The 21932-nt window shown below is 71.7% G+C and carries 21 protein-coding genes; 7 read left to right on the forward strand and 14 right to left on the reverse strand.

What is annotated here, in order from left to right; translation table 11 throughout:
* Positions 1 to 41: 41 nt before the first annotated feature.
* The gene (locus tag DFJ66_RS08765) at positions 42 to 392 is read left to right on the forward strand and encodes a winged helix-turn-helix transcriptional regulator (protein WP_121230875.1); all 351 of its coding nucleotides are present in this window, start codon (positions 42 to 44) and stop codon (positions 390 to 392) included.
* Between the two features lie 349 nt (positions 393 to 741).
* On the opposite strand, the gene DFJ66_RS08770 is transcribed toward DFJ66_RS08765, so the two are convergent.
* The 6 genes from DFJ66_RS08770 to DFJ66_RS08795 all read right to left on the reverse strand — a co-directional run bounded on the left by DFJ66_RS08770 (position 742) and on the right by DFJ66_RS08795 (position 7126).
* Positions 742 to 1713 (reverse strand): zinc-binding alcohol dehydrogenase family protein, encoded by a 972-nt coding sequence (locus DFJ66_RS08770; RefSeq protein WP_121230877.1) that lies wholly within the window; start codon positions 1711 to 1713, stop codon positions 742 to 744.
* A gap of 13 nt (positions 1714 to 1726) precedes the next feature.
* Positions 1727 to 2260, reverse strand: coding sequence for a potassium-transporting ATPase subunit C (locus DFJ66_RS08775; protein ID WP_121219684.1), 534 nt, complete (start codon positions 2258 to 2260; stop codon positions 1727 to 1729).
* A complete protein-coding gene (gene kdpB, locus DFJ66_RS08780; RefSeq protein WP_121219686.1) occupies positions 2257 to 4245 on the reverse strand; it encodes a potassium-transporting ATPase subunit KdpB in 1989 nt (662 codons plus the stop codon). Before kdpB ends, DFJ66_RS08775 begins: the two co-directional genes overlap by 4 nt.
* Entirely contained in the window at positions 4242 to 5864 is a 1623-nt protein-coding gene (gene kdpA, locus DFJ66_RS08785) for a potassium-transporting ATPase subunit KdpA (RefSeq protein WP_121219688.1), read from the reverse strand. The genes kdpB and kdpA overlap by 4 nt, the downstream gene beginning before the upstream one ends.
* Positions 5864 to 5959: a K(+)-transporting ATPase subunit F gene (gene kdpF / locus DFJ66_RS08790; protein ID WP_121219690.1), complete on the reverse strand. Its 96-nt coding sequence runs from the start codon at positions 5957 to 5959 to the stop codon at positions 5864 to 5866. The genes kdpA and kdpF overlap by 1 nt, the downstream gene beginning before the upstream one ends.
* A gap of 219 nt (positions 5960 to 6178) precedes the next feature.
* On the reverse strand, positions 6179 to 7126 hold the full coding sequence (locus DFJ66_RS08795) for a LysR family transcriptional regulator (protein ID WP_121219692.1): 948 nt from the start codon (positions 7124 to 7126) through the stop codon (positions 6179 to 6181).
* 148 nt (positions 7127 to 7274) lie between these two features.
* Between DFJ66_RS08795 and DFJ66_RS08800 the strand changes: the two genes are divergently transcribed.
* Positions 7275 to 8207: a M64 family metallopeptidase gene (locus tag DFJ66_RS08800; protein ID WP_121219694.1), complete on the forward strand. Its 933-nt coding sequence runs from the start codon at positions 7275 to 7277 to the stop codon at positions 8205 to 8207.
* A gap of 2 nt (positions 8208 to 8209) precedes the next feature.
* Here DFJ66_RS08800 and DFJ66_RS08805 read toward each other — a convergent pair whose 3' ends face one another.
* The gene (locus tag DFJ66_RS08805; protein ID WP_147459196.1) at positions 8210 to 8443 is read right to left on the reverse strand and encodes a DUF6343 family protein; all 234 of its coding nucleotides are present in this window, start codon (positions 8441 to 8443) and stop codon (positions 8210 to 8212) included.
* Positions 8444 to 8519: 76 nt separating this feature from the next.
* On the opposite strand from DFJ66_RS08805, the gene DFJ66_RS08810 reads away from it, so the two are divergent.
* Positions 8520 to 9788 carry a hemolysin family protein gene (locus tag DFJ66_RS08810; RefSeq protein ID WP_121219698.1) on the forward strand — a complete coding sequence of 423 codons (1269 nt, stop codon included), beginning with the start codon at positions 8520 to 8522 and terminating at the stop codon, positions 9786 to 9788.
* On the opposite strand, the gene surE is transcribed toward DFJ66_RS08810, so the two are convergent.
* On the reverse strand, positions 9779 to 10648 hold the full coding sequence (gene surE, locus DFJ66_RS08815) for a 5'/3'-nucleotidase SurE (RefSeq protein ID WP_170199219.1): 870 nt from the start codon (positions 10646 to 10648) through the stop codon (positions 9779 to 9781). The genes DFJ66_RS08810 and surE overlap by 10 nt on opposite strands.
* Positions 10649 to 10661: 13 nt before the next feature.
* Positions 10662 to 11390, reverse strand: a complete 729-nt coding sequence (locus DFJ66_RS08820) for a DUF6292 family protein (protein ID WP_121219700.1) — start codon at positions 11388 to 11390, stop codon at positions 10662 to 10664.
* A gap of 119 nt (positions 11391 to 11509) precedes the next feature.
* Here DFJ66_RS08820 and DFJ66_RS08825 point away from each other — a divergent pair, with 119 nt between their 5' ends.
* Together DFJ66_RS08825 and DFJ66_RS08830 are read left to right on the forward strand one after the other, a co-directional pair.
* Positions 11510 to 12307, forward strand: coding sequence for an MBL fold metallo-hydrolase (locus tag DFJ66_RS08825; RefSeq protein WP_121219702.1), 798 nt, complete (start codon positions 11510 to 11512; stop codon positions 12305 to 12307).
* A 28-nt stretch (positions 12308 to 12335) separates the two neighbouring features.
* The gene (locus DFJ66_RS08830) at positions 12336 to 12803 is read left to right on the forward strand and encodes a PaaI family thioesterase (protein ID WP_246029644.1); all 468 of its coding nucleotides are present in this window, start codon (positions 12336 to 12338) and stop codon (positions 12801 to 12803) included.
* A 96-nt stretch (positions 12804 to 12899) separates the two neighbouring features.
* Here DFJ66_RS08830 and DFJ66_RS08835 read toward each other — a convergent pair whose 3' ends face one another.
* The 4 genes from DFJ66_RS08835 to DFJ66_RS08850 form a co-directional block, all read right to left on the reverse strand.
* Complete coding sequence (locus DFJ66_RS08835; protein WP_246029645.1) at positions 12900 to 16601, reverse strand: NPCBM/NEW2 domain-containing protein; 3702 nt, start codon at positions 16599 to 16601, stop codon at positions 12900 to 12902.
* Between the two features lie 941 nt (positions 16602 to 17542).
* Positions 17543 to 17899 (reverse strand): MmcQ/YjbR family DNA-binding protein, encoded by a 357-nt coding sequence (locus DFJ66_RS08840; protein WP_121230883.1) that lies wholly within the window; start codon positions 17897 to 17899, stop codon positions 17543 to 17545.
* Positions 17900 to 17984: 85 nt separating this feature from the next.
* Complete coding sequence (locus DFJ66_RS08845) at positions 17985 to 19232, reverse strand: SGNH/GDSL hydrolase family protein (protein ID WP_121219706.1); 1248 nt, start codon at positions 19230 to 19232, stop codon at positions 17985 to 17987.
* Positions 19229 to 19897, reverse strand: a complete 669-nt coding sequence (locus tag DFJ66_RS08850) for a polysaccharide deacetylase family protein (protein ID WP_170199221.1) — start codon at positions 19895 to 19897, stop codon at positions 19229 to 19231. The genes DFJ66_RS08845 and DFJ66_RS08850 overlap by 4 nt, the downstream gene beginning before the upstream one ends.
* A gap of 149 nt (positions 19898 to 20046) precedes the next feature.
* Here DFJ66_RS08850 and DFJ66_RS08855 point away from each other — a divergent pair, with 149 nt between their 5' ends.
* Positions 20047 to 20979 (forward strand): YihY/virulence factor BrkB family protein, encoded by a 933-nt coding sequence (locus DFJ66_RS08855; protein ID WP_121219708.1) that lies wholly within the window; start codon positions 20047 to 20049, stop codon positions 20977 to 20979.
* Positions 20980 to 21039: 60 nt separating this feature from the next.
* Complete coding sequence (locus DFJ66_RS08860) at positions 21040 to 21312, forward strand: GlsB/YeaQ/YmgE family stress response membrane protein (protein ID WP_121219710.1); 273 nt, start codon at positions 21040 to 21042, stop codon at positions 21310 to 21312.
* Between the two features lie 46 nt (positions 21313 to 21358).
* On the opposite strand, the gene DFJ66_RS08865 is transcribed toward DFJ66_RS08860, so the two are convergent.
* Complete coding sequence (locus tag DFJ66_RS08865) at positions 21359 to 21895, reverse strand: TetR/AcrR family transcriptional regulator (protein WP_121219712.1); 537 nt, start codon at positions 21893 to 21895, stop codon at positions 21359 to 21361.
* Positions 21896 to 21932: the final 37 nt, after the last annotated feature.

Raw genomic sequence — 21932 nt, forward strand, 5'->3', positions numbered from 1 at the left:
GGAGAGCACTAACTATTCCACAGTACACGGGAGCGGTGCGGGTGAAGTACGACGTCTTCGCGAAGGACTGCCCGTCCCGAGGGACCCTGGACCACCTGACCGGCCGCTGGGCCGTCCTGGTCCTGGCCGGCCTGCGCCAGGGCCCGACCAGGTTCAACGCCCTGCGCCGCCGGGTCGACGGGGTCAGCGAGAAGATGCTGGCCCAGACCTTGCAGGCCCTGGAACGCGACGGCTTCGTCCACCGCGAGGTCCTGACCGCGATGCCGCCCTGCGTGACCTACTCCCTCACCCCGCTGGGCGAGTCGACGGCCGATCACGTGCAGACGTTGATCGACCACCTGGAAGCCAACATGCCCGCGGTCATGGCCAACCGCGCCAACGCTTCTCGCTAGTCCTCGCTGCGCTTGGGGTTCGAGCGGACGCTTCGCTCTCAAGCTCGAGCGCGCCGGCGCGCTCTCAAGATCACAAGCGGAAAAGCGACGCTCGCCGCTGGGCAGGCCCCCAGGGAGGGAAGGGCGTCGGTTTCTTTTCCCCGTCCGGCCTGCCGGAGGCAACCACCCTTCGCCCGGGTTCGCAACCGGTGAAGCGTGGTTGCAAACCCGGGCGAAGCGCGGTTGGGCTGCGCCCAGGCCGGACGGGGAAAAGAAACCGAGGCCCTTCCCGTGGGCTCGTCAGCCCAGCGGCTCGCGCCTGCGGCGCGGAGCGGGAGCGGCGGGAGGGGCCGGAGAATCGCTTGCCGCGTCAGGGGACGAGCACCGCCGCCCCGTTGACCCGGTCGGCGGCGAGGTCCGCCAGTGCCCGGTCCGCCCGCTCCAGCGGGTACTCCGAAGTCGTCACAGCCAGCCGGTGCTCCCCGGCGAACGCCAGGAACTCCCGCGCGTCCGCCCGCGTGTTGGCCGTGACACTCCGGACCTCCTTCTCGTAGAACAAGTGCCGCTGGTAGTCCAGCCGTGGCACGTCGCTGAGGTGGATGCCCGCGATCGCCAACACCCCACCCCGGTCCAACGCCTCCAACGCCGGGAGCACCAACTCCCCCGCCGGCGCGAACAGCACGGCCGCGTCCAACGGCTCCGGCGGCCGGTCCGCCGCCCCCGAGGCTGACGCCGCGCCCAACGCCAACGCCAACTCACGAGCCGCCGGACTGCGGGTCATGACGTGCACCACCGCCCCCTCCGCCAGCGCGACCTGCGCGGCCAAGTGGGCGCTTGCCCCGAACCCGTAGATCCCCAACCGGCCACCCGCGGGCAGGGACGTCCGCCGCAGAGCCCGGTACCCGATGATCCCGGCGCACAGCAACGGCGCCAACTCCACATCCGCGTACCCGGACGGCAGCGGGTGGGCGAAGGACGCCGGCACCGTCGTGTACTCCGCGTACCCGCCGTCGGCGTCCCAACCCGTGTACACCGAGGCCGGGCACAGGTTCTCCGCGCCGCGCACGCAGTACCGGCACGTCCCGCACGTCCCCCGCAGCCACGCCACGCCCACCCGGGTGCCCTCCGGCAGCGCACCGGCGACGACCGAACCCACCACCTCGTGCCCCGGCACCACCCCGGGCCGGTGCACCGGCAGGTCGCCCGACGCCACGTGCAGGTCCGTCCGGCACACCCCGCACGCCGTCACCCGGACCAGCACCTCCCCCGGACCGGGCTCCGGCACCGGCTCCTCCGACGCCGTCAACCGCGGTCCGGGCCGCAGCACCCTCCACGCGCGCATGACCGCCACTGTCTCAGCGCGCGGCCTCCAGCGCACGGTTCAACGCCGTCACGTTCACCCCCGGCTCACCGACAACTCCCCCCTCCACGTGATCGGAAACCAACTGCCGCACCACGTCCTCCCGCAACCCGTTCACCCGGGCCACCCGCCGCACCTGCAACTCGGCGTAAGCCAGGCTGATGTGCGGATCGAGCCCGGACGCCGACGCCGTCACGGCATCTTCCGGCACTGCGCTCTCCGGCACCCCTTCCCGCACCGCCACCTCAGCCCGCCGCTGCGCCACCACCACGTCGTAATCGGCGTTGCGCTCCCCCTTGTTCGACCCTCCCGAGGCGGGCAGGGTCGCCAGCGAAGGCCGGGTGTGGAACCACTGGTTCCCGGGACGGTCCACCGCCACCAACGTCGTGTCCACGGCCTCGGCGTTCGCCCGCAACCCCGGCAGCCGCGACACGCCCCACACCGCCAACGGGTAGAGCACGCCGGTCAACACGGTCAGCACGAGCAGCACCCGCAGCCCCGCCACCACCTGCTTCACCACAGAAATCACCCGATCCCAGGGATGTGCCGCACCAGCAAGTCGATCACCCAGATCCCGACGAACGGCGTCACCACGCCACCCACCCCGTACACCAGCAGGTTCCGCCGCAACAACGCCGCCGCCCCGGACGGCCGGTACCGCACGCCCCGCAACGCCAACGGGATCAGCGCCACGATGATCAGCGCGTTGAACACCACCGCCGACAGGATCGCCGACTGCGGAGAGCCCAGGTGCATGACGTTCAACCGGTCCAGCTGCGGGTAGATGGCCGCGAACATGGCCGGCAGGATCGCGAAGTACTTGGCCAGGTCGTTGGCCACGCTGAACGTCGTCAGCGCACCTCGCGTGATCAGCAACTGCTTGCCGACCTCCACGATCTCGATCAGCTTGGTCGGGTCGGAGTCCAGGTCCACCATGTTCCCGGCCTCCTTCGCGGCGGAGGTGCCGGTGTTCATGGCCACGCCCACGTCCGCCTGGGCCAGCGCGGGAGCGTCGTTGGTGCCGTCGCCGGTCATGGCGACCAGCCGCCCGCCGTCCTGCTCGCGCCGGATCAGTGCCAGCTTGTCCTCGGGTGTGGCTTCGGCCAGGTAGTCGTCCACGCCGGCCTCGGCCGCGATCGCCTTGGCGGTCAACGGGTTGTCGCCGGTGACCATCACGGTCCGGATGCCCATGGCGCGCAGCTCGGCGAAACGTTCCTTGATGCCGGGCTTCACCACGTCCGACAGCCGGACCACGCCCAGCACGACGTCATCGACGGCCACCACCAATGGGGTCCCGCCTTCGGAACCGATCGAGTCCACGACCCGGCGGACCTCTGCGGACACCGTGAACGCGCTGGCCGCGCCCTTGCGCACCCGACGCCCGTCCAGGTCGATGCCGCTGACCCGGGTCTGCGCGGTGAACGGCACGACCTCGCCGGTCTTCTCGTGGTCCGTGGCCTCGGCGGGCCGGCCGTACTCGGTCACGCACAGCTCCACGATGCTGCGCCCCTCGGGTGTGCCGTCCGCCAGGCTGGCCAGCCGCACGGCGTCGACCAGGACGTCCATCTCGCAGCCGATCGGGATGAACTCGGTGGCACGCCGGTTGCCCCACGTGATGGTGCCGGTCTTGTCCAGCAGCAGCGTGTCGATGTCCCCGGCCGCCTCGACCGCCTTGCCGGAACCGGCCAGGACGTTGCGCCGCACCAGCCGGTCCATGCCGGCGATGCCGATCGCCGACAGCAACGCGCCGATCGTGGTCGGGATCAGGCACACCAGCAGCGCGGTCAGCACGACCACCGACTGCTCGCCGCCGGAGTACACCGCGAAGGGCTGCAACGCCACCACGGCCAGCAGGAAGATGATCGTCAAGGTGGACAACAGGATCGTCAACGCGATCTCGTTGGGCGTCTTCTGCCGCTTGGCACCTTCCACGAGCGCGATCATCCGGTCCACGAAGGACTCGCCGGGCCGGGTGGTGATCCGCACGACGATCCGGTCCGACAGCACGGTCGTGCCACCGGTCACCGCCGATCGGTCGCCGCCGGACTCCCGGACCACCGGCGCGGACTCGCCCGTGATGGCCGACTCGTCCACGGTGGCGATGCCCTCGACCACGTCACCGTCTCCGGGGATGGTCTCCCCGGCCTCGACCACGACGAGGTCGCCGACCGCCAACTCCGCACCGGGCACGGTCCGGCCGTCCACGAGCCGCGCCACCGTGTCCTTCTTGGTGCGCCGCAACGACTCCGCCTGCGCCTTGCCGCGCCCCTCGGCGACCGCCTCGGCCAGGTTCGCGAACAGCACGGTGAACCACAGCCACACCGCCACCGCGACCGTGAACACGCTCGGCTCGCCGATCGCGAACACCGTGACCAGCACCGAGCCGACCCAGACGACGAACATCACCGGGTTGCGCACCTGGTGGCGCGGGTGCAGCTTGCGCAGCGCCTCCGGGAACGCGGCGGGCACCGGGCGCACCGCGACTTCCGGCGGGCGCACTTCCGTGAGGGTCACAGCAGAGCCTCCGCGATGGGACCGAGAGCGAGAGCGGGGACGAACGTGAGCGCCGCGACCAGCACGATCGCGCCGGTGAGCAGCGAGGCGAACAACGGGCCGGTGGTGGGCAGCGTGCCCGCCGTCGCCGGCACCTTCCGCTGCGCGGCCAGCGATCCGGCCAGGCACAGCACGGCCACGATCGGCACGAACCGGCCCAGCGCCATGCACACGCCCAGCGACGCCTGGAACCAGTCGCTGGTCACCGTTAGGCCGCCGAACGCGCTGCCGTTGTTGTTGGACGCCGACGCGTACGCATAAAGGATTTCCGACAACCCGTGCGCACCGGGGTTGTTCAATGCGCCTTGTGTGCTGGGGAGGATCGCCGCGATGCCCGCACCGATCAGCAACACCGCCGGCATGGCCAGGATCGACACCGCCGCCGCGGTCACCTCACGCCGACCCAGCTTCTTGCCCAGGTACTCCGGCGTGCGGCCGACCATCAGCCCGGCGAGGAACATCGCGATCACGGCCATGACCAGGATGCTGTAGAGCCCGGTGCCCACACCGCCCGGCGTCATCTCGCCGAACAGCATGTTCAGCAGCGTCCCGCCGCCACCGAGCCCGGTGTAGCTGTCGTGCAGCGAGTTCACCGCGCCCGTGGACGTGCCGGTCGTGCTGTTCGCGAACAACGCCGAGGACGGCACACCGAACCGGACCTCCTTGCCCTCCAACGGCCGCAGCCCGTGCGCCTCGGCCGTCCAGATCACCGCGAGCATCGCGCCCCACAGCACGCCCATGACGCTCAGCAGCACGTACCCCTGCCGCCGGTCGCCGACCAGCGTGCCGAACGTGCGGGTCAGCGACACCGGGATGACCAGGATGAGGAAGACCTCGACCAGGTTCGACCAGCCGGACGGGTTCTCGAACGGGTGCGCGGAGTTGGCGTTGAGCACCCCGCCTCCGTTGGTGCCCAGCTCCTTGATCGCCTCCTGGCTCGCGACCGGGGCGGTGGCGACGGTGTGCCCGTCCACGGCGACGCCGGACCGGAAGCTCATCACCACGCCCAACGCCACCAGCACCAGCGCGAACACGAACGCGACCGGCAGCAGGACGCGCGTGACCCCGCGCACCAGGTCCACCCAGAAGTTGCCCAGCCGGTCGGTCCGCTGCCGCGCGAACCCCCGGACCAACGCGATCGCCACGGCCATCCCGACCGCGGCGGACACGAAGTTCTGCACGGTCAGCCCGACCACCTGCACGGTGTGGCCCAGGACGGTCTCGGGCACGTAGGACTGCCAGTTCGTGTTGGTCACGAAGCTGACGGCGGTGTTGAACGCCATCCCCGGCGGGACGTCGCCCCGCCCGAAGTCGAACGGCAGCGCCGACTGGACCCGCTGGAGCACGTACAGCAGCACGACCCCGACGAACGAGAACCCCAGCACGCCGTACGCGTAGGTGGTCCACCGCTGCTCGGAGTCGGGGTCCACGCGGGCCAGCCGGTAGATCGCCCGCTCCACCCGCAGGTGCCGGGTGGAGGTGTAGACGCGGGCCAGGTAGTCGCCGAACGGCCGGTGCACCGCGGCCAGGGCGGCGATCAGCAGGCCGACCTGGAGCAGGCCGGCGGTGGTCGAGGACATCAGAACCTCTCCGGCCGGACCAGCGCCACGACCAGGTACCCGATCAGCAGCAGCGCCAGCACGCCACCGACGGTGTTGGCCAGTGCGCCGCTCACAGCTTCTCCAGCCCGCGCACGCCCAGCGCCAGCAGCGCGAAAACCCCGATCAGCAGCACCGCGTAGGCCAGGTCGGCCATGTGCGCTTCCCCCTTCGAAAAGCCGGTTCACGCCGGAGAGCGTGCGGCCGGGCGGCGAAGGATCAGCACGGACTGACGGGTCCTTGACGGCCGTGAACGCCGCCTTTACGGGTCGTTGACGCCCCGCGAGACGTGCCTCTCACCCCGTCTGGCCGGACCGGAGCAGGTCGAAGTGGGCCGTGCGGTCGCGCACGTGCGCCCAGTAGGCCTCGCGGGCCAGGTCGGCGATCACCGTGAGCCGGGCCGCCAGGACGCCGTCCCGGCGGCACACCACGACGTGCCGCATCCACACCGGGCTGCCCGCGATCGGGCGCACCACCACCTCGTCGTCGGACGGGTACACCGGCTGGCACGGCGCCACCGCCCGGCCCGCCGCCACCAGCGCCCGGATCGAGTCGCTGCTGGAGATCGAGTACCGCACGCGCGGCCGGAACCCGCGCTGCTCGCACACCGCGTGGAAGCAGTCCGGCCACCCGGCGCCGTCCGAGGGGGTCATCACCCACACCCGGTCCGCCAGCTCCCCCAGCGGCACCTCCGCGCGGCGGGCCAGCGGGTCGCCGGCGGCGACGGCGACGAACACCGGTTCGCGCGCGATGGGCTCGCACGCCATCGCGGCCGTGGAGTGCAGCTCGTAGCCCGGGTAGTCGACGGTCGTGGCCACGTCCAGGCGCCCGGCCGCCACCAGGTCCCACAGCAGCGCCGGCGAGTAGTCCATGGTCAACCGGACCTCGTGGTCGGGCAGGTGCTCCCCCAGCCGCTCGGCCAGCCCGATGGACACCGACCCGACCACCCCGCCCAGGGCGACCACCGTCGTGGCCCGCTCGGTCAGCCGGGCCGCGTCCCGGCGCAGCTCGGCCACGCCGTGCAGGATCGCCCTCGCCCGCAGCAGCACGAAGTCACCCACCAGCGTCGGCGCCATGCCCTGCGGCAGGCGCGCGAACAGGGGCGCGCCGATCTCCTCCTCCAGCCGTTTGAGGCGCGCGGACAGGGCCGGCTGGGACATCCGCAGCACGGCGGCGGCTTTGGTGAGGCTGCCGCTCTCCGCGATCGCGCACACCGTCCGCAGGTGGCGAAGCTCCAGCTCCATCCGACGAGCGTAGGAGCCGCGGGTGGGCGCATCCATAACCGGCGTGGATCGGGAACGGTATTTCCACCAACGGGAGCAGCGGTCCCATAGTGGGCTGCGTTCCGGCCACATGCGTTTTGTGGCTCCCTGCACGGAATGGAGCGCCTTCATGCGCATTCTGTCCGTTCTAGTGGCTTTGGCCGCCCTGCTGGCCCAACCACTCACCGCCACCGCCGCCCCCATGGTGGTCAAGGAGGTTTTCGCGCCCGACGGCACCATCACGCGCGCTCGCGTGCCGCAGCCGCCCACGTCGTCGGCTGTCCTGGCGAGCGCCGCCGAGGTGGTGCCGATCCAGCAGACCGGGCCGTCGTCGTCCCGGTTCGACCTGGTGTTCGTCGGCGACGGCTACACCGCCGGCGAGCTGGGCACGTTCCACCAGCACGTCCTGGCCCGGTGGGCGGAGCTGAGCGCCATCGAGCCGTACAAGTCGCTCAAGCAGTCGTTCAACGTGTGGCAGGTCAACGTGGTGTCCCAACAGTCCGGTGTGGACAACGACCCGACCCGGGGCATCCGCCGCAACACCGCGCTGGACATGTACTTCTGGTGCGGCAACATCGAACGCTTGTTGTGCGTGAACGAGACGAAGGCCAAGCAGTACGCCGCCGCCGCGCCCGAGGCCGACCAGGTCCTGGCGCTGGCCAACACCACCAAGTACGGCGGCGCTGGTGGTGGCGTGGCCACGTCGTCGGGCGGCAACGCCCAGGCCACCTGGATCGTGGCCCACGAGCTGGGGCACTCCATCGGCGGGCTGGCCGACGAGTACGACTACCCCGACGACCTGTACACGGGGTCGGAGCCGACCGAGCCGAACGTCTCCAAGTACACCAGCGCGCAGATGACCCAGTACCGGCTCAAGTGGTACGCGCACCTGGGCAAGGCGTCTCCGGACGGTGGGGTGGTCGGCACGTACGAAGGCGCGTACTACCACAAGCGCGGTGTCTACCGGCCCACGGAGAACTCCCTGATGAGGAGCCTGGGCAGGCAGTTCAACCTGATCGGGTTGGAGGTCATGCGGGCCGCGATCCTGAGCCACACGTCCTAGCGTCAGCCCGGGTCGCCGCGCCGCTTCCGGTGCACGACCCAGGCGAAGTCCACCACCAGACCGACCGCGATGGCGATCAGGAAGACCGCCAACCACGGGAAGTCCGCGCGCCAGAGCAGGATCGCGGCGCCGGCGTTGAGCAGGACGCCGAACCCGGCCAGCCACAGCCGCAAGGTCAGCGCGCTGCGGGGCGGGGCCGGTGGGGGCAGTTCGTCCACCTCGGGAGGGTTCCCCACCGGCCTCGCGGTAACCAGCGGGTGGCCCGGCGCCGCAGTAGCGTCGGACACCGGTCCGGGCGGGCGGGGAGGCAGGGTGGACGGGTACGGGTTCACGGTGACGCTGGTCGTGGTCCTGGTGCTGCTCAACGCCGTGTTCGCGGGCAGCGAGATGGCCCTGATCTCCCTGCGCGAAGGGCAGCTGCGGGCCCTGGAACGGGAGGGCGGGCACACCGGGCGCACGCTCGTCCGGCTCGCCCGCGACCCGAACCGGTTCCTGGCCACGATCCAGGTCGGCATCACGCTCGCCGGGTTCCTGGCCTCGGCGACCGCGGCCGTGTCGCTGGCCGGGCCGCTCGTTCCGGTGTTCCGGTTCCTGGGCGGCGCGGCGGAGGCGGTCGCGGTCGCGGCGGTGACCGTGGTGCTGACGTTCCTGACCCTGGTGTTCGGCGAGTTGGCGCCCAAGCGGCTGGCGATGCAGTACGCCCTGCGGTGGGCCATGCTCGTCGCCCGCCCGCTGGACTTCCTGTCCGCGCTGTCCCGGCCGGTGGTGTGGGCGTTGAGCGCGTCGACCAACGTGGTGGTGCGGCTGTTCGGCGGGAAACCGGAGGCCGACTCCGGGCAGCTGTCCCCGGAGGAGCTGCGGGAGCTGGTGGAGGCCCAGCGCGGGCTCAACGTCGAGCAGCGCATGATCATCATGGGCGCGCTGGAGATCCACGAGCGCCGGCTGCGGGAGGTGCTGGTGCCGCGCCGGGCGGTGGTGACGCTGGCCGCCGAGACCGACGTGCCGACCGCACGGGCCGAGCTGGCCGCGTCCGGGCATTCGCGTGCGCCGGTCGCGGTGAAGGGGCACCTGGACGACGTGGTCGGCGTCGTGCACCTGCGGGACCTGCTGGACGACGAGGCCGACCTGGTCAAGGTGGCCCGCCCGCCCGCGGTGTTCCCGGATTCGCTGCGGGTCGCCGACGCGTTGCGCCGGTTCAAGGCCGAGCGCGAGCAGCTGGGGGTGGTCGTGGACGAGCACGGCGCCATCGCGGGCATCGTGACGCTGGAGGACCTGCTGGAGGAGGTCGTCGGCGAGATCTACGACGAGACCGACCGCAACGTCCTGGCGGTGCGCACGGACGACGACGGGTCGCTGGTCCTGCCCGGCACGTTCCCGGTGCACGACCTGACCGACATCGGCGTCGACCTGCCCGACGCGCCCGAGGGCGACTACGCCACCATCGCCGGTCTGGTGCTGGTGCTGCTCGGGCGCATCCCGGAGCGTCCGGGCGACCGGGTCGAGGTGTCGGGCTGGACGGTCGAGGTGCTCGGGGTCGAGCACCACGCCATCACGTCCGTGCGGCTGCTGCGCTACAGCTGAACGCCCGGGTCCTCGACGATCGACCGCAGCGGGGTGAGCGTGGCGTGGCCCTCGGCCAGCAGGGCGGCGTCGCTGCCCGGCGGCAGGTCGCCTTCGACGACGACGGCGGCCAAGTGGATCGAGCCGTCGTCGCTCTCCTGCACCCGGCTGCGGACCAGGCCGAACTCGGCGAGGTCGGCCCGGCGCGGCGGGCCGGCGTGGGGGCGGTCGGGGACGTTGAGGTTCAGCGTCGTGCCCGGTGGCAGGGCGGCGAGCCGGTCGAACAGGCCCGCGGCCACGGCGACCGCGGTGTCCCAGTGCGGTTCGGTTCGCGGGTCCAGGTCCACGTCCAGCGAGACGGCCATCGCCCGAGCGCCGTTGAGCGCCGCCGTCAGGGCCGCGCCGACGGTGCCCGAGTGCAGGACCGCCCGGCCGACGTTCGCACCCCGGTTCACCCCGGACAGCACGATCCGCGGCGGGTCGCCGAACGCGCCCTGGGAGGCCACGAGCGCGATCAGCCCGGGGTGCGCGGACACCGCGTAGGCCGGCACGCCGTCCAGCCCCGGCAACGACCGCTTGCGCACCGCCACCCGCGGCCCATCCTCTACGCCCCGCCCGTCGTCTGCGCCCCGCCCGTCCTCTACGCCACGCCCGTCCTCTGCGCCACGCCCGTCGTCTGCGCCACGCCCGTCCTCTGCGCCCCGCTTCCCCTCGGTCGTGTCCCGCTCCTCCTCGGTGGCCGTCAGTCCGGCCCCCGTGCCGCTGGCCTCCTGCGCCGGCGCGGCGACCACGACCCGCCAGCCGTGCGCCACCGCGGCCCGCGCCAGGGCCGCGAGACCCGGCGAGTCGATCCCGTCGTCGTTGGTGATCAGCACGTCCACCCGGTCGACTCCTTCACGCACCCTCGCGGAGCACCGACGGGCACACGTGCAGGATCAGGTGCGCGCCGGTGGCCTGCAACGGTTTGAGCACCCGGCTCGTCGGCGCCACCACCGTCACCGGCACGTGCACGCGCCGCGCCCGCCGGTCCACGTCGATCAGCACCGCGATCCCGCGCGCGCCGAGGAAGTCGACGTCCGCGAGGTCCACCACCAGCCGCGCCGGCCGGTTCGCCAACTGCGCCACCAGTTCCGCCCGCACCACGTCCACGGTCGCCGCGTCGACCTCCCCGGACACCATGGTCACGATCGCGTCCCGCCGCCGGGTGCTGTGCACCGACACCAGCGCCGTCTCGGCCCGGTTGGCCTCCCGCAGCCGGGCCAGCAGGCTGGGGCCGGTGCAGTCGGGCGCGGGATCCGGCAGCGCCTGGCCACGCAACAGACGCGCGACGAACCGCGCCACCACCTCCGGCCGCGGCACCAGCCCCGGCAACCCGACGACCACCAGCAGGTCCTCACCACACCCGGTCTCCACGGCCACCGACCACCCCTGCCGCTCGTCCCAGACCAGGGCGACATCGCGGTCCGGGTGGGAGGGCAGCCGGCCTTCCAGGGCCAGGTAGGCGGTGGCGGGCGGGCCGGCGTCACAGCACCAGCACTCACCGGCCAGGTCCAACGCGTCCCCGACGCGCTCCACGTAACGCCGCAGTTCCCGGGCCGTCGTGTCGTCGAAGTCCACGTCCACCGCAACCTCCACCCAGCCCCGGGAGTCATCGCGCGCTTGCTAGAGGTACCCCCGTGAGGTGTCCGGCGAATCGGCCGTAAGAGGCTGTTCCGATCCAGTGATCGGGCAAGATTTCAGCCATGCGTGCGGTGCGGGTGCTGGGCGGCTGCGGGGCGTACCCGGAGCCGGGACGGGCGTGCAGCGGGTTCCTGGTCGAGTGGGACGGGTTCCGGCTGGTGCTGGACCTGGGGTACGCGACCTTGCCCCGACTGCTGCGCCACTGCCCGGACGGGTCGGTGGACGCCGTCGTGGTGACACACGAACACCCCGACCACTGCATCGACCTCCACGGCCTGTTCCGCATGCGCTTCTACGGCGGTGCGGCGGGCAGCGGTGCGGCAGGCGGAGGGGCGGCGGGCGGCCGGGTGCCGTTGTACTGCCCGCCCGGGGTGCTGACCAGGCTGGGTGCGCTGGAGCCCGAGGTGGACCTGACCGCGGTCTTCGACGTGCACGACCTGCCCGGCCGCTACCGCGTCGGCCCGTTCGAACTGACCGGCGTGCCGCTGCCCCACTACGTGCCCAACGCGGGCGTGCGCCTGGAGGCCGACGGCGTAGTCCTCGCCTACACCGGCGACACCGGCCCGTCCCCCGCGCTGGCCGAACTGGGCCGGGACGCCGACCTCTACATCGTGGAGGCCACCGACCGGATCGGCGAGACCGAACAACCGTGCCGCAACCTGCTCACCTCCACCGAAGCCGGCCGCTGGGCGTCCCGCGCCGGCGCCCGCACGCTCATGCTGACCCACTTCTGGCCCGGCAACGACCGATCCGCCGCCGCGGCCGCCGCCCGAGCCGAGTTCACCGGCGACGTCCTCACCGCCGAGGAAGACCTGCTGGTCCCCCTCCCGCCCCCACTACCGGACGTCCCCGGCCGGTGACCCAGCGCCGTCCGCCTACATTGGACCCGTGACCAGCACCGCCCTGATCAGCATCCAGGAACGCCTCTACCCGACGCTGCCGTGCTTCGGCTGCGGCCACGCCAACGAGAAAGGGCTGCGGCTGCGCAGCTACCCGGGCGAGGACGGGGTGGTGACCGCGTCCTTCACGCCGTGGCCCGAGCACGACAACGGCCTCGGCTTCCTCAACGGCGGCATCATCTGCACGGTCCTCGACTGCCACAGCGCCGCCGCCGTGATGCTGGAAGCCGAGCAGCAGGGGTGGCCGCCACTGGGCGATGCGGCCCTGTCGTACGTGACCGCCGGGCTGGACGTGCGTTACCTGCGACCGTCCCCGCTGTCGGACGCGGTGGAACTGCGTGCCGTGGTCAAGGAGGCGACCGAGCCCCAGATCACCGTGGACGTGTCCCTGGTGTGGGACGGCAAGACCCGCGCCGAGGCCACCGCCGTGTGGAAGCGCTGGCGTCCCCGGGCCTGATCACGCGGACATCGTCGTATATGAGATATGACGGAGGCCATACAGCCGATCCAGCCTCCGTCATATCTCATGTCTCATATATGATCCGCGGACCCGCTAAGGCGCGCAGGTCAGCTTCGCCTCCGCCCAGTCGCCGTGGTCGCTGCCGATGCCGTTGCCGCCGTCCCCGAGGACCAGGTCGAGCACCTTCCCTCCCGTGACGTCGACCTCGACCGACGCCGTCGCGGACGTGCCGGTCAGCACGGGTGAGGCGTACTTCTCCACCCCATCCACCACGACCTTGAACACCACCGAGCCGCGGTCGGCCATCTCGTCGTCCACGCCGACCTTCGCGGTGAACTTCGAGCACGTCCCGCCGAGGTTGACCTTCACGTCCGACACGGCGTGCGCGCCGAGCCCCTTGCCGTAGACGGTCCCGTTGAGGGTCAACGGTTTGCCGTCACCGCCCGCGCTCTCGTTGTTGCTCCGGTCCCGCTCGACCGGGCCCCACCCGTTGACCGCGTTGATCCACTCCAGGTCGCTGACCCACGCCTCGCCCTTCGGCGCGGGCGGGAGCGGGCGGTCGTGCACGGTGGCCGCGAAGAACCCGATCGACGTGCCGGCGGGCAGCTTCACCGCCCGCGCGGTCTTGCCGGGTGTCAGCTCGACGGTGTTGTAGAACATTCGGTAGTCCACATCGGTGTTGGCAAGACCCGTTGGCGTGTAACGGCCCTTGACCGACACGGCGAGCTTCGCGCCACCCGTGCCCGCGTCCTGGAACGACCAGTTCGGCACCTGGAGGCTGTGCCGCGACTCGGTCCCGTCGGTGTAGAGCACGGTGACCGAGCCGGTCGCGTTCGTGCTCGCCCCGGACGCCAGGAACGCGAGGTGGCTGCCCTTGCCGGACACCAGGATCGGCAGGCTGGTGTTCTTCACCATGTTCGGCGTGCCGGGCGCGCCGGACGGCAGCGTGAACTCCGCCCCGTTCGCCACGACCTTCGCGCCGGGCGTGAAACCCTTCTGCGCCAACAACTCCGCCGCGAAGCTGTTGCCATCGGGGTCGAACTTGCCGGACGCGTAAGTGGCGGCGTCGGTGATGCCGACGGTGTCCGCCGCCTCCCCCACCGACCCGAACGGTACCAACGCGCTCGCGACCGCCGTGCTCTCGTACCGCGCACCCCGCGCGGTGTAGTCGGCGCGCACGCCGATGGTGAACTGTCCGGCCTTGCCGCTCGGCGTGACGGCGATCGTGCGCTGCACGGTCTGCCCCGGCACGACCCAGCGGAACTCCGCGTCACCCTGCGCGGCCCAGCCCTCGGGCAGGGAGAGGCCGAGCTGGACGTCCCGCATGACGGAGGTGGAGTCGTTGCGGAAGGTCGCCGTGACCTCGGTGGGCCGGCCGGGCGCGTTCCACAGGTCCGGCGCGGACAGCTCGGCGACGCCGAACGAGTCGGACGCGTGCCCGCCGCCGACCGCGCTCGCGCCGGCCAGCACGACGGTGGCCTGCGCGGACGTCGCCACCGGAGCCGTCTTGACCAGGACGACGCCGCCCCGGTCGGACTCGTCGTAGAACCAGCCGGTGTCGGCGGTGTCGTAGTCCTGCTTGGACGCGACCGGCTTGAGCGCCTTCCCGTCGACCACGACCGCACCGGGCCTGGTGCCGGTGTGCGCGGTCAGCTCGTACGGGCGTTGCGCCGGCTTGCCCGCGTAGTCGCCTTCACTGCGGCCGATGCGCACCACGACGTCGCCGCGCCCCGTGGTCGGCGCGGTCACCTCGAACTTCTGGGTGGCCGAGGCGCCGTCGCGGTGGGCGCGGGTGACGCGGTCGTCCTCGTACAGCTCGAAGGACGAGCGGCCCTTCGGGTAGACGTCGAGCGTCACGCGGTCGCCGGGCCGCTGCTCGGCGTGCCCGTTGATGCCGTCCCGCCACATCGGCACGACCGCGCCCGCCTTGACGAACAGCGGCAGCCGGTCCAGCGGGGCGTGGTAGCCGTTGAGCGTGGTCGGGCCGCGGTGCGGCCGGCCGGTCCAGTAGTCGATCCACGTGCCCTCGGGCAGGTAGATGCCGTTCTTGACCTCGCTGTCGGTGAAGACGGGCGCGACCAGGAACTCCTTGCCCGCCAGGAACTCGTACTTGGTGGTGTCGTCCCAGGTCTTGGGGTCGTTGGGGTACTCCAGGATGAGGGACCGGTCGATCGGCGCGCCGGTGCGGTGCGCTTCGGCGGCGTAGCTGTAGAAGTAGGGCAGGAGCCGTTCGCGCAGCTTGAGGTACTGGCGGTTGATCGCCGTGTACGGCTCGCCGTACGCCCAGGGCTGCTTGAACTTCGGCGTCGACCAGCCCGACATCGTCATCAGGGCGGGGTTGAACGCCTTCCACTGGAGGTCGCGCACGTAGCTGGTGGCGCTGCCGCCGAAGATGCCGTCGACGTCGCCGGCCGCGTAAGCGATCCCGGAGTTGCCGGAGCCGTGGATCGCGGGGATCTGCCACTTGATGTTGTCCAGCGTGCCGCTGTGGTCACCGGTCCACTGCACCGCGCAACGTTGCGCGCCCGCCCAGCCTTCGACCATCCAGCTGTAGCCGCGGGCGTCGCTGTGCTGCTCGATGCCGCGGTGGGCGGTGTCGCAGGCGGACAGGGCGTGCCGGTAGCCGGGTCCGACCCAGGCGACGTCGAGCTTGCGCACCCGCACCCCGGCCTGGCCGACCTCTTCGGGCTGGCGGTCCAGCGCGGCTTCGGTCCACAGACCCATCTGCACACCGCGTTGGCGCAACGCTTCACCGGTGGCCGTGAGGGCTGCGATGTCGCGGGTGCCGACGTACTTCTCCACGCCGCCTTGGTTGGGGTTGGGGATGTACGCGTCGCGGTCGGCGCTGTAGCCGCAGCCGTAGTCGTCGTTGACGAGCATCCAGCCGCGGGGCATGTCGTGGTCGACGAACTTCTGGGCGACCTTGGCCGCGTCGGTCGTGACTTCCTTGTCCGGGTGGTACTTCCAGTCGTTGTTCGGGTCGGGGTCGAGGCCCGGGCGGTAGTGGCCGCGGTTGTAGCAGTCGGAGTCGCCGTACTCCATGCCGTAGAGGGGTGGCAGGAACGGGCGTCCGGTGAGTTCGGTGTAGCGGTCGAGGGAGGTTTTCAGGTCGCCGACGAAGTAGTAGGCGTCGAAGCGCTTCTCTTCGTGCTTGGTGGCGAGCGGTTCGTTGAACGCGTAGGTGCCCGGGGCGAACGTGTTGCGCAGGACGCCGTAGCCGGCGGTGCTCATGTAGTAGGGCGAGGCGTTGGGGTTGCCGCCGTCGGTCCAGGTGAAGTCGCGCGAGATCCGGATGGTCTGGCCCCGGTGGGAGAACCGCCCGTTCTGCATGCCACCGCCGACGAACTGCTCGTTGGCGGCGCGGCTGAGGGTTTGCGTGGTGGCGGTGTCGGTCCAGGTCAGGGGCTTGACCTCCGACCAGATGGTCGCGCCGTCCGGCCGGTGCAGGGAGAACCGCAGCGGGTTCTTCTGGGCCCGGACCTCGGCTTTGGCGGTGCGCAGGGAGTAGTAGGGGCCCTGGTCCGACCAGTGGGTGGCGGGCTTGGCGTAGTCGGTCTTGACGACGATGTTCGAGGAGGGCTGGGTCGGGTCGGTGGGGGCGGTGTTCGCGGGGTCGGTGAACGTGCCGTCCGGTGCGAGCCAGATCCGGAAGACGTCGTCGGCGAGGAACGAAACCCGGACCTTGGCCCGCCCAGCGTCGAGCACGACCCCGCCGGCCTCCACCTCAACCCCGGTGACCGCGCCCAACTGCTCCCCTTCGGCCGCCAGGGCCGGCTGCAGGGGACTCAATGACACCAACAAGGCCGCAGCGACCCCGACCCTCCGCAGCTTTCTGCGCGAGCGACGTTCAAAGTTGCTCACTACAACCCCTTTCCGCGCAACTTCGGGCACCACGGCATTCCTACTGCATGAAGCCCCCAAAGTCACCAGCCACCCGCCCCGAATTTCCTCCGCCGGCTCTACGCACGAGTCCTCGTGCCGAACCCTTAAGCTGATCCCGTCCGAGGCCGCACACCTGGCTTGACCAGGCAAAACAGACATCACCCGATCGTGTGAGTCGCAGGATCCGCGACCAAGTGGCGACTCGCGCGTCCCGTAAACAAGGAGCGCGGTCAACGGCCCCCGTGGGGAGGGGGTACGCGGTCCGGGGTCCGGGTGCCCAGCCCAGGCACGCACCAGGCCGAGCCCCGCACGACGCCCCGGCCACGCCGGGCGGCTCCGGCCGGCCCTGGGTGAAGCCGCGCGGACGCCCGGCCAGGCGCGGCGATCCGCCGACACGCGAGACGGGACGCCACCCCCTGCGCAGCGGCACGCCCGGCAGTGAGGTGCGGCGGCAGTGAGGTGCGGCGGCAGGCGTGGAGGGGCAGGCGGGCGCCAGCAGGCGGGCGCCAGCAGGCGGGCGGGCGGCGGCGGGCAGGCGGCGGCGGCGGGCAGGCAGCAGGCGGGCAGGCGGCGGCGGGCGGCGGCAGGCAGGCGTGCGGCGGCAGGCGAGGGGGCGCGCGACAGCGGGGCGGGCGGCTGACTGCGACAACGCGCGGCGGCAACGCGGGCAGGCGGCAGCGGGCAGGCAGCCGGCGGGCGGGCAGTCGGCGGGCAAGCGGCAGCGAGCGGGCAGACGGCCCGGGCAGGCAGTCGGCGGAGGGGCGGCGTGGGGGATGCGGCGGTGGCGGCGCGGGTTGGGGGTGGGTCGGGTTGGGGGTGGGTCGGGTTGGGGGTGGGTTAGGGCCGGGAGTGGGTTAGGGGCGGGAGTGGGCTGGGTCTGGGGTTTGGGAGATCAGGTCTTCCGGGGCCGTCAGGCGCCAGGCCTCGAAGACCAGCTCCGTCAGCTCGTCCAGCTCGATCTTCTCCAAGTACACGACCACCCAGCCGAACCCGCCGGCCGTGAACTGCTCCTCGAACACGTCCGGCCGCTCGGCCACCAGCGCCAGCTGCTCGGACAGCGTCTGCTTCAGCCCGACCGTCTGCGTCCGCGGCCAGTAGTACCCGAACTTCTTCCCCCGCACGCTGAACGAGCTGTAAGTCCCGCTCTCCGCCCGCTTGACCTCCCCGAGCCGGTTCACGACCCGGAAGAACTCGTCACTCCGCACGCCCACCGCGATCCCCCGCACACTCCCCGGAAGAACGGAGTATAGGCGTGTGGGGCCCCGGAGAAGTCCGGGACCCCACAACAAAAACCGCTCAGCGGAACAGTTGCAGCGGCACGGCGCCGGCCATTGCGGCCATGCCGGCGTCGTTGGGGTGCAGGTGGTCGCCGCTGTCGTACTCCGGGCGCAAGCGCTCGGGGTCCGCCGGGTCGCGCAGGGCCTGGTCGAAGTCGACCACACCGTCGTGCTCCCCGGACGTCCGGATCCACCGGTTCACGGCCTGCCTGGCAGCCTCGTGCTCCGGGCTGTAGAAGCCGAACGTGTCACCCTTGAACGGCGTGATGGTCCCGCCCACGATCCGCAACCCGGCCGCGTGCGCCCGAGCGATGAGCTGGCGGTGCGCGGCGATGATGTCCTCCGCCGTCACCGCCTCCTCCACGGGCGCGACGGTCCCGGGGTGGCCGAGGTCGTTCACGCCCAGCAGCACCACCACGTGCCGCACGCCGGGTTGGGCCAGCACGTCACGGTCGAACCGGCGCAGCGCCGACTCGCCGAAGTACGCAGCGAACGCCTCCGCCGGGTGGCCCGCGGGCGGGTTGGGGTCGTGGAGCAGGCGGTTGCCGCTGATGCCGGCGTTCACCACGCCCAAGCGGCCGTGCAGGCGCCGGGCCAGGACGTCGGGCCACCGGCGGTTCGCGCCGCGGGTGGTCTCGGCGCCGTCTGTGATGGAGTCGCCGAAAGCCACGACCGTCGAAGGGCCGCCGGGTGCCGTCGACGGGACGCCGGACACGCTGACGCCGGTCAGGAAGTGCCACTTGCCCAGCACGCCGGTCGGGCTGATGGTCGGCGCGGCGGTCACGTTGCCCGACGCCACCCACCCGTCCTGGAAGGGGAAAGCGTGCACGGTCGTCGCCGGAGTCGACACCGGCAGGTAGACGCTGACCACCAGGTCCGAGTCCGCGGTCACGCCCAACGGAACCGGATCGCTCACCACCGGCACCCCCGGCGGCACGGTCACCGCACCCCGCCCACCGAACGTCAGCCGCCGATCAGACCCGGCGACCACCGAGGAACCGCCGGCGCCGCGCGCGACACGGGCCTCGCCGATCACCAGCGGCTGCGACCCGAACTCGTTGGACAACCGCACCCGCACCTCGCGCCCGCCGGTGGACAGGTGCACGACCTGCCGCAACGTCTGGTCCGCGAACGTCATGGTGTCCGACGCGGGCACGCCCGTCGGGGACGTCGCCCACGCCCCGACCCAAGCCCGGCCACCGGAGGCGGTCGCGGTCCCGGCCGGGACCAGGAGCAGCACGACCGCCAGCAGCAGGAGACGCTTCATCGCGCCGGCCGGTCGAAGCGGTAGCCGGACTGCCGCAGCTCGGGCACGATCCGGTCGACGGCGTCCACGGTGTTGGCGCGACTGGCCGGACCGTCGTGCATCAGCACCACCGCACCCTCGGTGATGCCGTCGCGCAGCCGCTGCACCAGCTCGTCGGTGCTGGGCGGCGGGTCCCAGTCGCCGATCGCGAGTCGCCAGCCCAGCGCGCTCTTCCCCATCGCCACCGCCACCTCGGGCGTCCGGCCCCAAGCGCCGAAGGGCGCGCGGAAGTACCGCACCGGCACCCCGGGCACCGCACGGTGGATCGCCGCGTCGGTGCGCTCCAGGTCCGCCTTGATCTGCTCGGGCGTCCACGTGCTCATGTCGACGTGCGCCCAGCTGTGGTTGCACAGCTCGTGCCTGCCGGCGACGATCGCCCGCACCACCTCCGGGTACTGCTCGACCCGCTCACCCCACAGGCAGAAGGTGGCCTTGACGTGGTGCTTCCGCAGCACCCGCAGCAACCTCGGCGTGTCGACGGGGTTGGGCCCGTCGTCGAAGGTGAAGGCGACCGTGCGCCCGCCGTGCCGGGTCGAGTCCACGATCGTCGCGCCCTCGGCGCCGGCCGTGCCGGTCGCCATCCCCAGCAGCAACCCCGTGGTCAGCAGGACGGTTCTCCACCGCATCCGTGCACCTCTTCTCGTCCGTCCGTCGAACGCGGCCCACTATCCGTCCGCGATTCGACCGCCAGCCAGGGGTTTCGCGGAAGTTTCGCGTCTTGACTGGCCCGACCGCAGCGCGTGTACGCGGGGCGCGAGCGGGTAACCCGCCCTGCATGGCGCACGCACCCGACGCTCCGACCGACCTGCCCAAGCGGTCCTGGTGGGCCGTGCTCAAGCGGACGGTCAAGGAGTTCAACGACGACAACCTCACCGACTGGGCCGCCGCGCTCACCTACTACGCGGTGTTGTCGCTGTTCCCCGGCATCCTGCTGCTCACGTCGCTGCTCGGACTCCTCGGCCCGGACGCCACTCAATCCATTAAGGACAGTCTGGACCTGCTGGGACCCGGTGAGGCCAAGGACCTCATCATCGACGGGATCGACAACCTCCAGAAGTCCAGCGCCATCGCGGGACCGCTCGCGATCGTCGGTCTGGTCACCGCGCTGTGGTCGGCTTCCGGGTACGTGGGCGCGTTCATGCGCGCCGCCAACTCGATCTACGACGTCGAGGAGGGCCGCCCGTTCTGGAAGGTCATCCCGCTGCGGCTCGTCCTGACCATCGGTGTCGTGGTGCTGCTGGCCCTGACCGGGCTCGGGGTCACGCTCACCGGCGGGGTCGCCGAGTGGCTGGGCGACGTGCTGGGGGTGGGTTCGACGTTCGTCACGGTGTGGGACATCGCGAAGTGGCCGGTGCTGTTCCTGTTGGCGAGCCTGGCGATCGGGCTGCTGTTCTGGGCCTCGCCGAACGTGCGGCAGCCGTCGTGGCTGTGGATCACACCGGGCGGGGTGCTGGCGGTGCTGGCGTGGGCGGTGGCGTCGACCGGGTTCGCGCTGTACGTGGCCAACGCGGGGTCGTACAACAAGACCTACGGCTCGCTGGCGGGCGTGATCATCTTCCTGGTGTGGCTGTGGATCTCGAACCTCGCCCTGCTGCTGGGCGCGGAACTGGACGCGGAGTTGGAGCGGGGCCGCCGGATGCAGGCCGGGCAGTCCGACGGGAGTGACCCCGTGGCTCCGCCCCGTGACACCCGCGCGATCGAGGATTGAGCGCACCCCTTTCGGGGTACAGGCGGCTGGACACCGAAGCTCGGAGGAAGGAGTCGGACCATGACGGTGACCGGGATCATCAGCGCGCTGGTAGTGGGTCTCATCATCGGCGCGCTCGGCAGACTGGTCCTGCCCGGACGGCAGAGCATCCCGATCTGGCTGACCATCCTGGTCGGCATCGTCGCCGCGATCATCGGCACGTTCATCGCCAACGCGATGGGCGTGGGCGACACGGCCGGCATCGACTGGATCGAGGTCATCATCCAGGTGGCGCTGGCGGCGGTCGGCGTGAGCATCGTGGCCGGGATGTACGGCCGACGACGACTGGGATAACCGCTCGACCACCACTGGGCCGTCCCGGCGCGGGGGCGGCCCAGTCCTATGTGGACAGCAGGAGTGCAGCCACCTCGCGGGCTTGGCGCGCGGGCTCGACCGTGCGCTCCCGCAACGCGGTCACGATCGCGCCGTCCATGAGCATCACCACTCGCCGCGCCACCTCGGCGGCGTCGGGGCGGTCGCCCAGCAGCCCGGCCACGTAGTCGGCCACCGCGCGCTTGTGGTCGGCCGCCGCCCGGTGCGCGGGACTGCCCGGGTCGGCCGCCTCCACCATCGTGTTGATGAACGCGCAGCCCCGGAAGTCCGCGCGCGCGAACCGTTCCGCCAGGGCGTCGAACACCGCCAGCGGCCCGCCGCCGTGCCGTTCCACGGCGTCGCGCAGCCACTCCCGCCACCGCTCGTCGCGCTGCCGCAGCACGGCCACGACGAGGTCGTCCTTGCTCGCGAAGTGCCGGTAGAACGACGCCCGCCCCACCCCGGACTCGGCCAGGATGCGCTCCACCCCGACCGCCCGGACACCCTCGGCGTAGAAGAGGTCCTCGGCGGTGTCCAGGAGTCGGGCACGGGCTCGGGTCGCCATGCGCCCACCCTAGCGCCGATTGACGGAAATGGCACCG

The sequence above is a fragment of the Saccharothrix variisporea genome (assembly GCF_003634995.1).
In the GTDB taxonomy this organism is placed as follows: Bacteria; Actinomycetota; Actinomycetes; order Mycobacteriales; family Pseudonocardiaceae; genus Actinosynnema; species Actinosynnema variisporeum.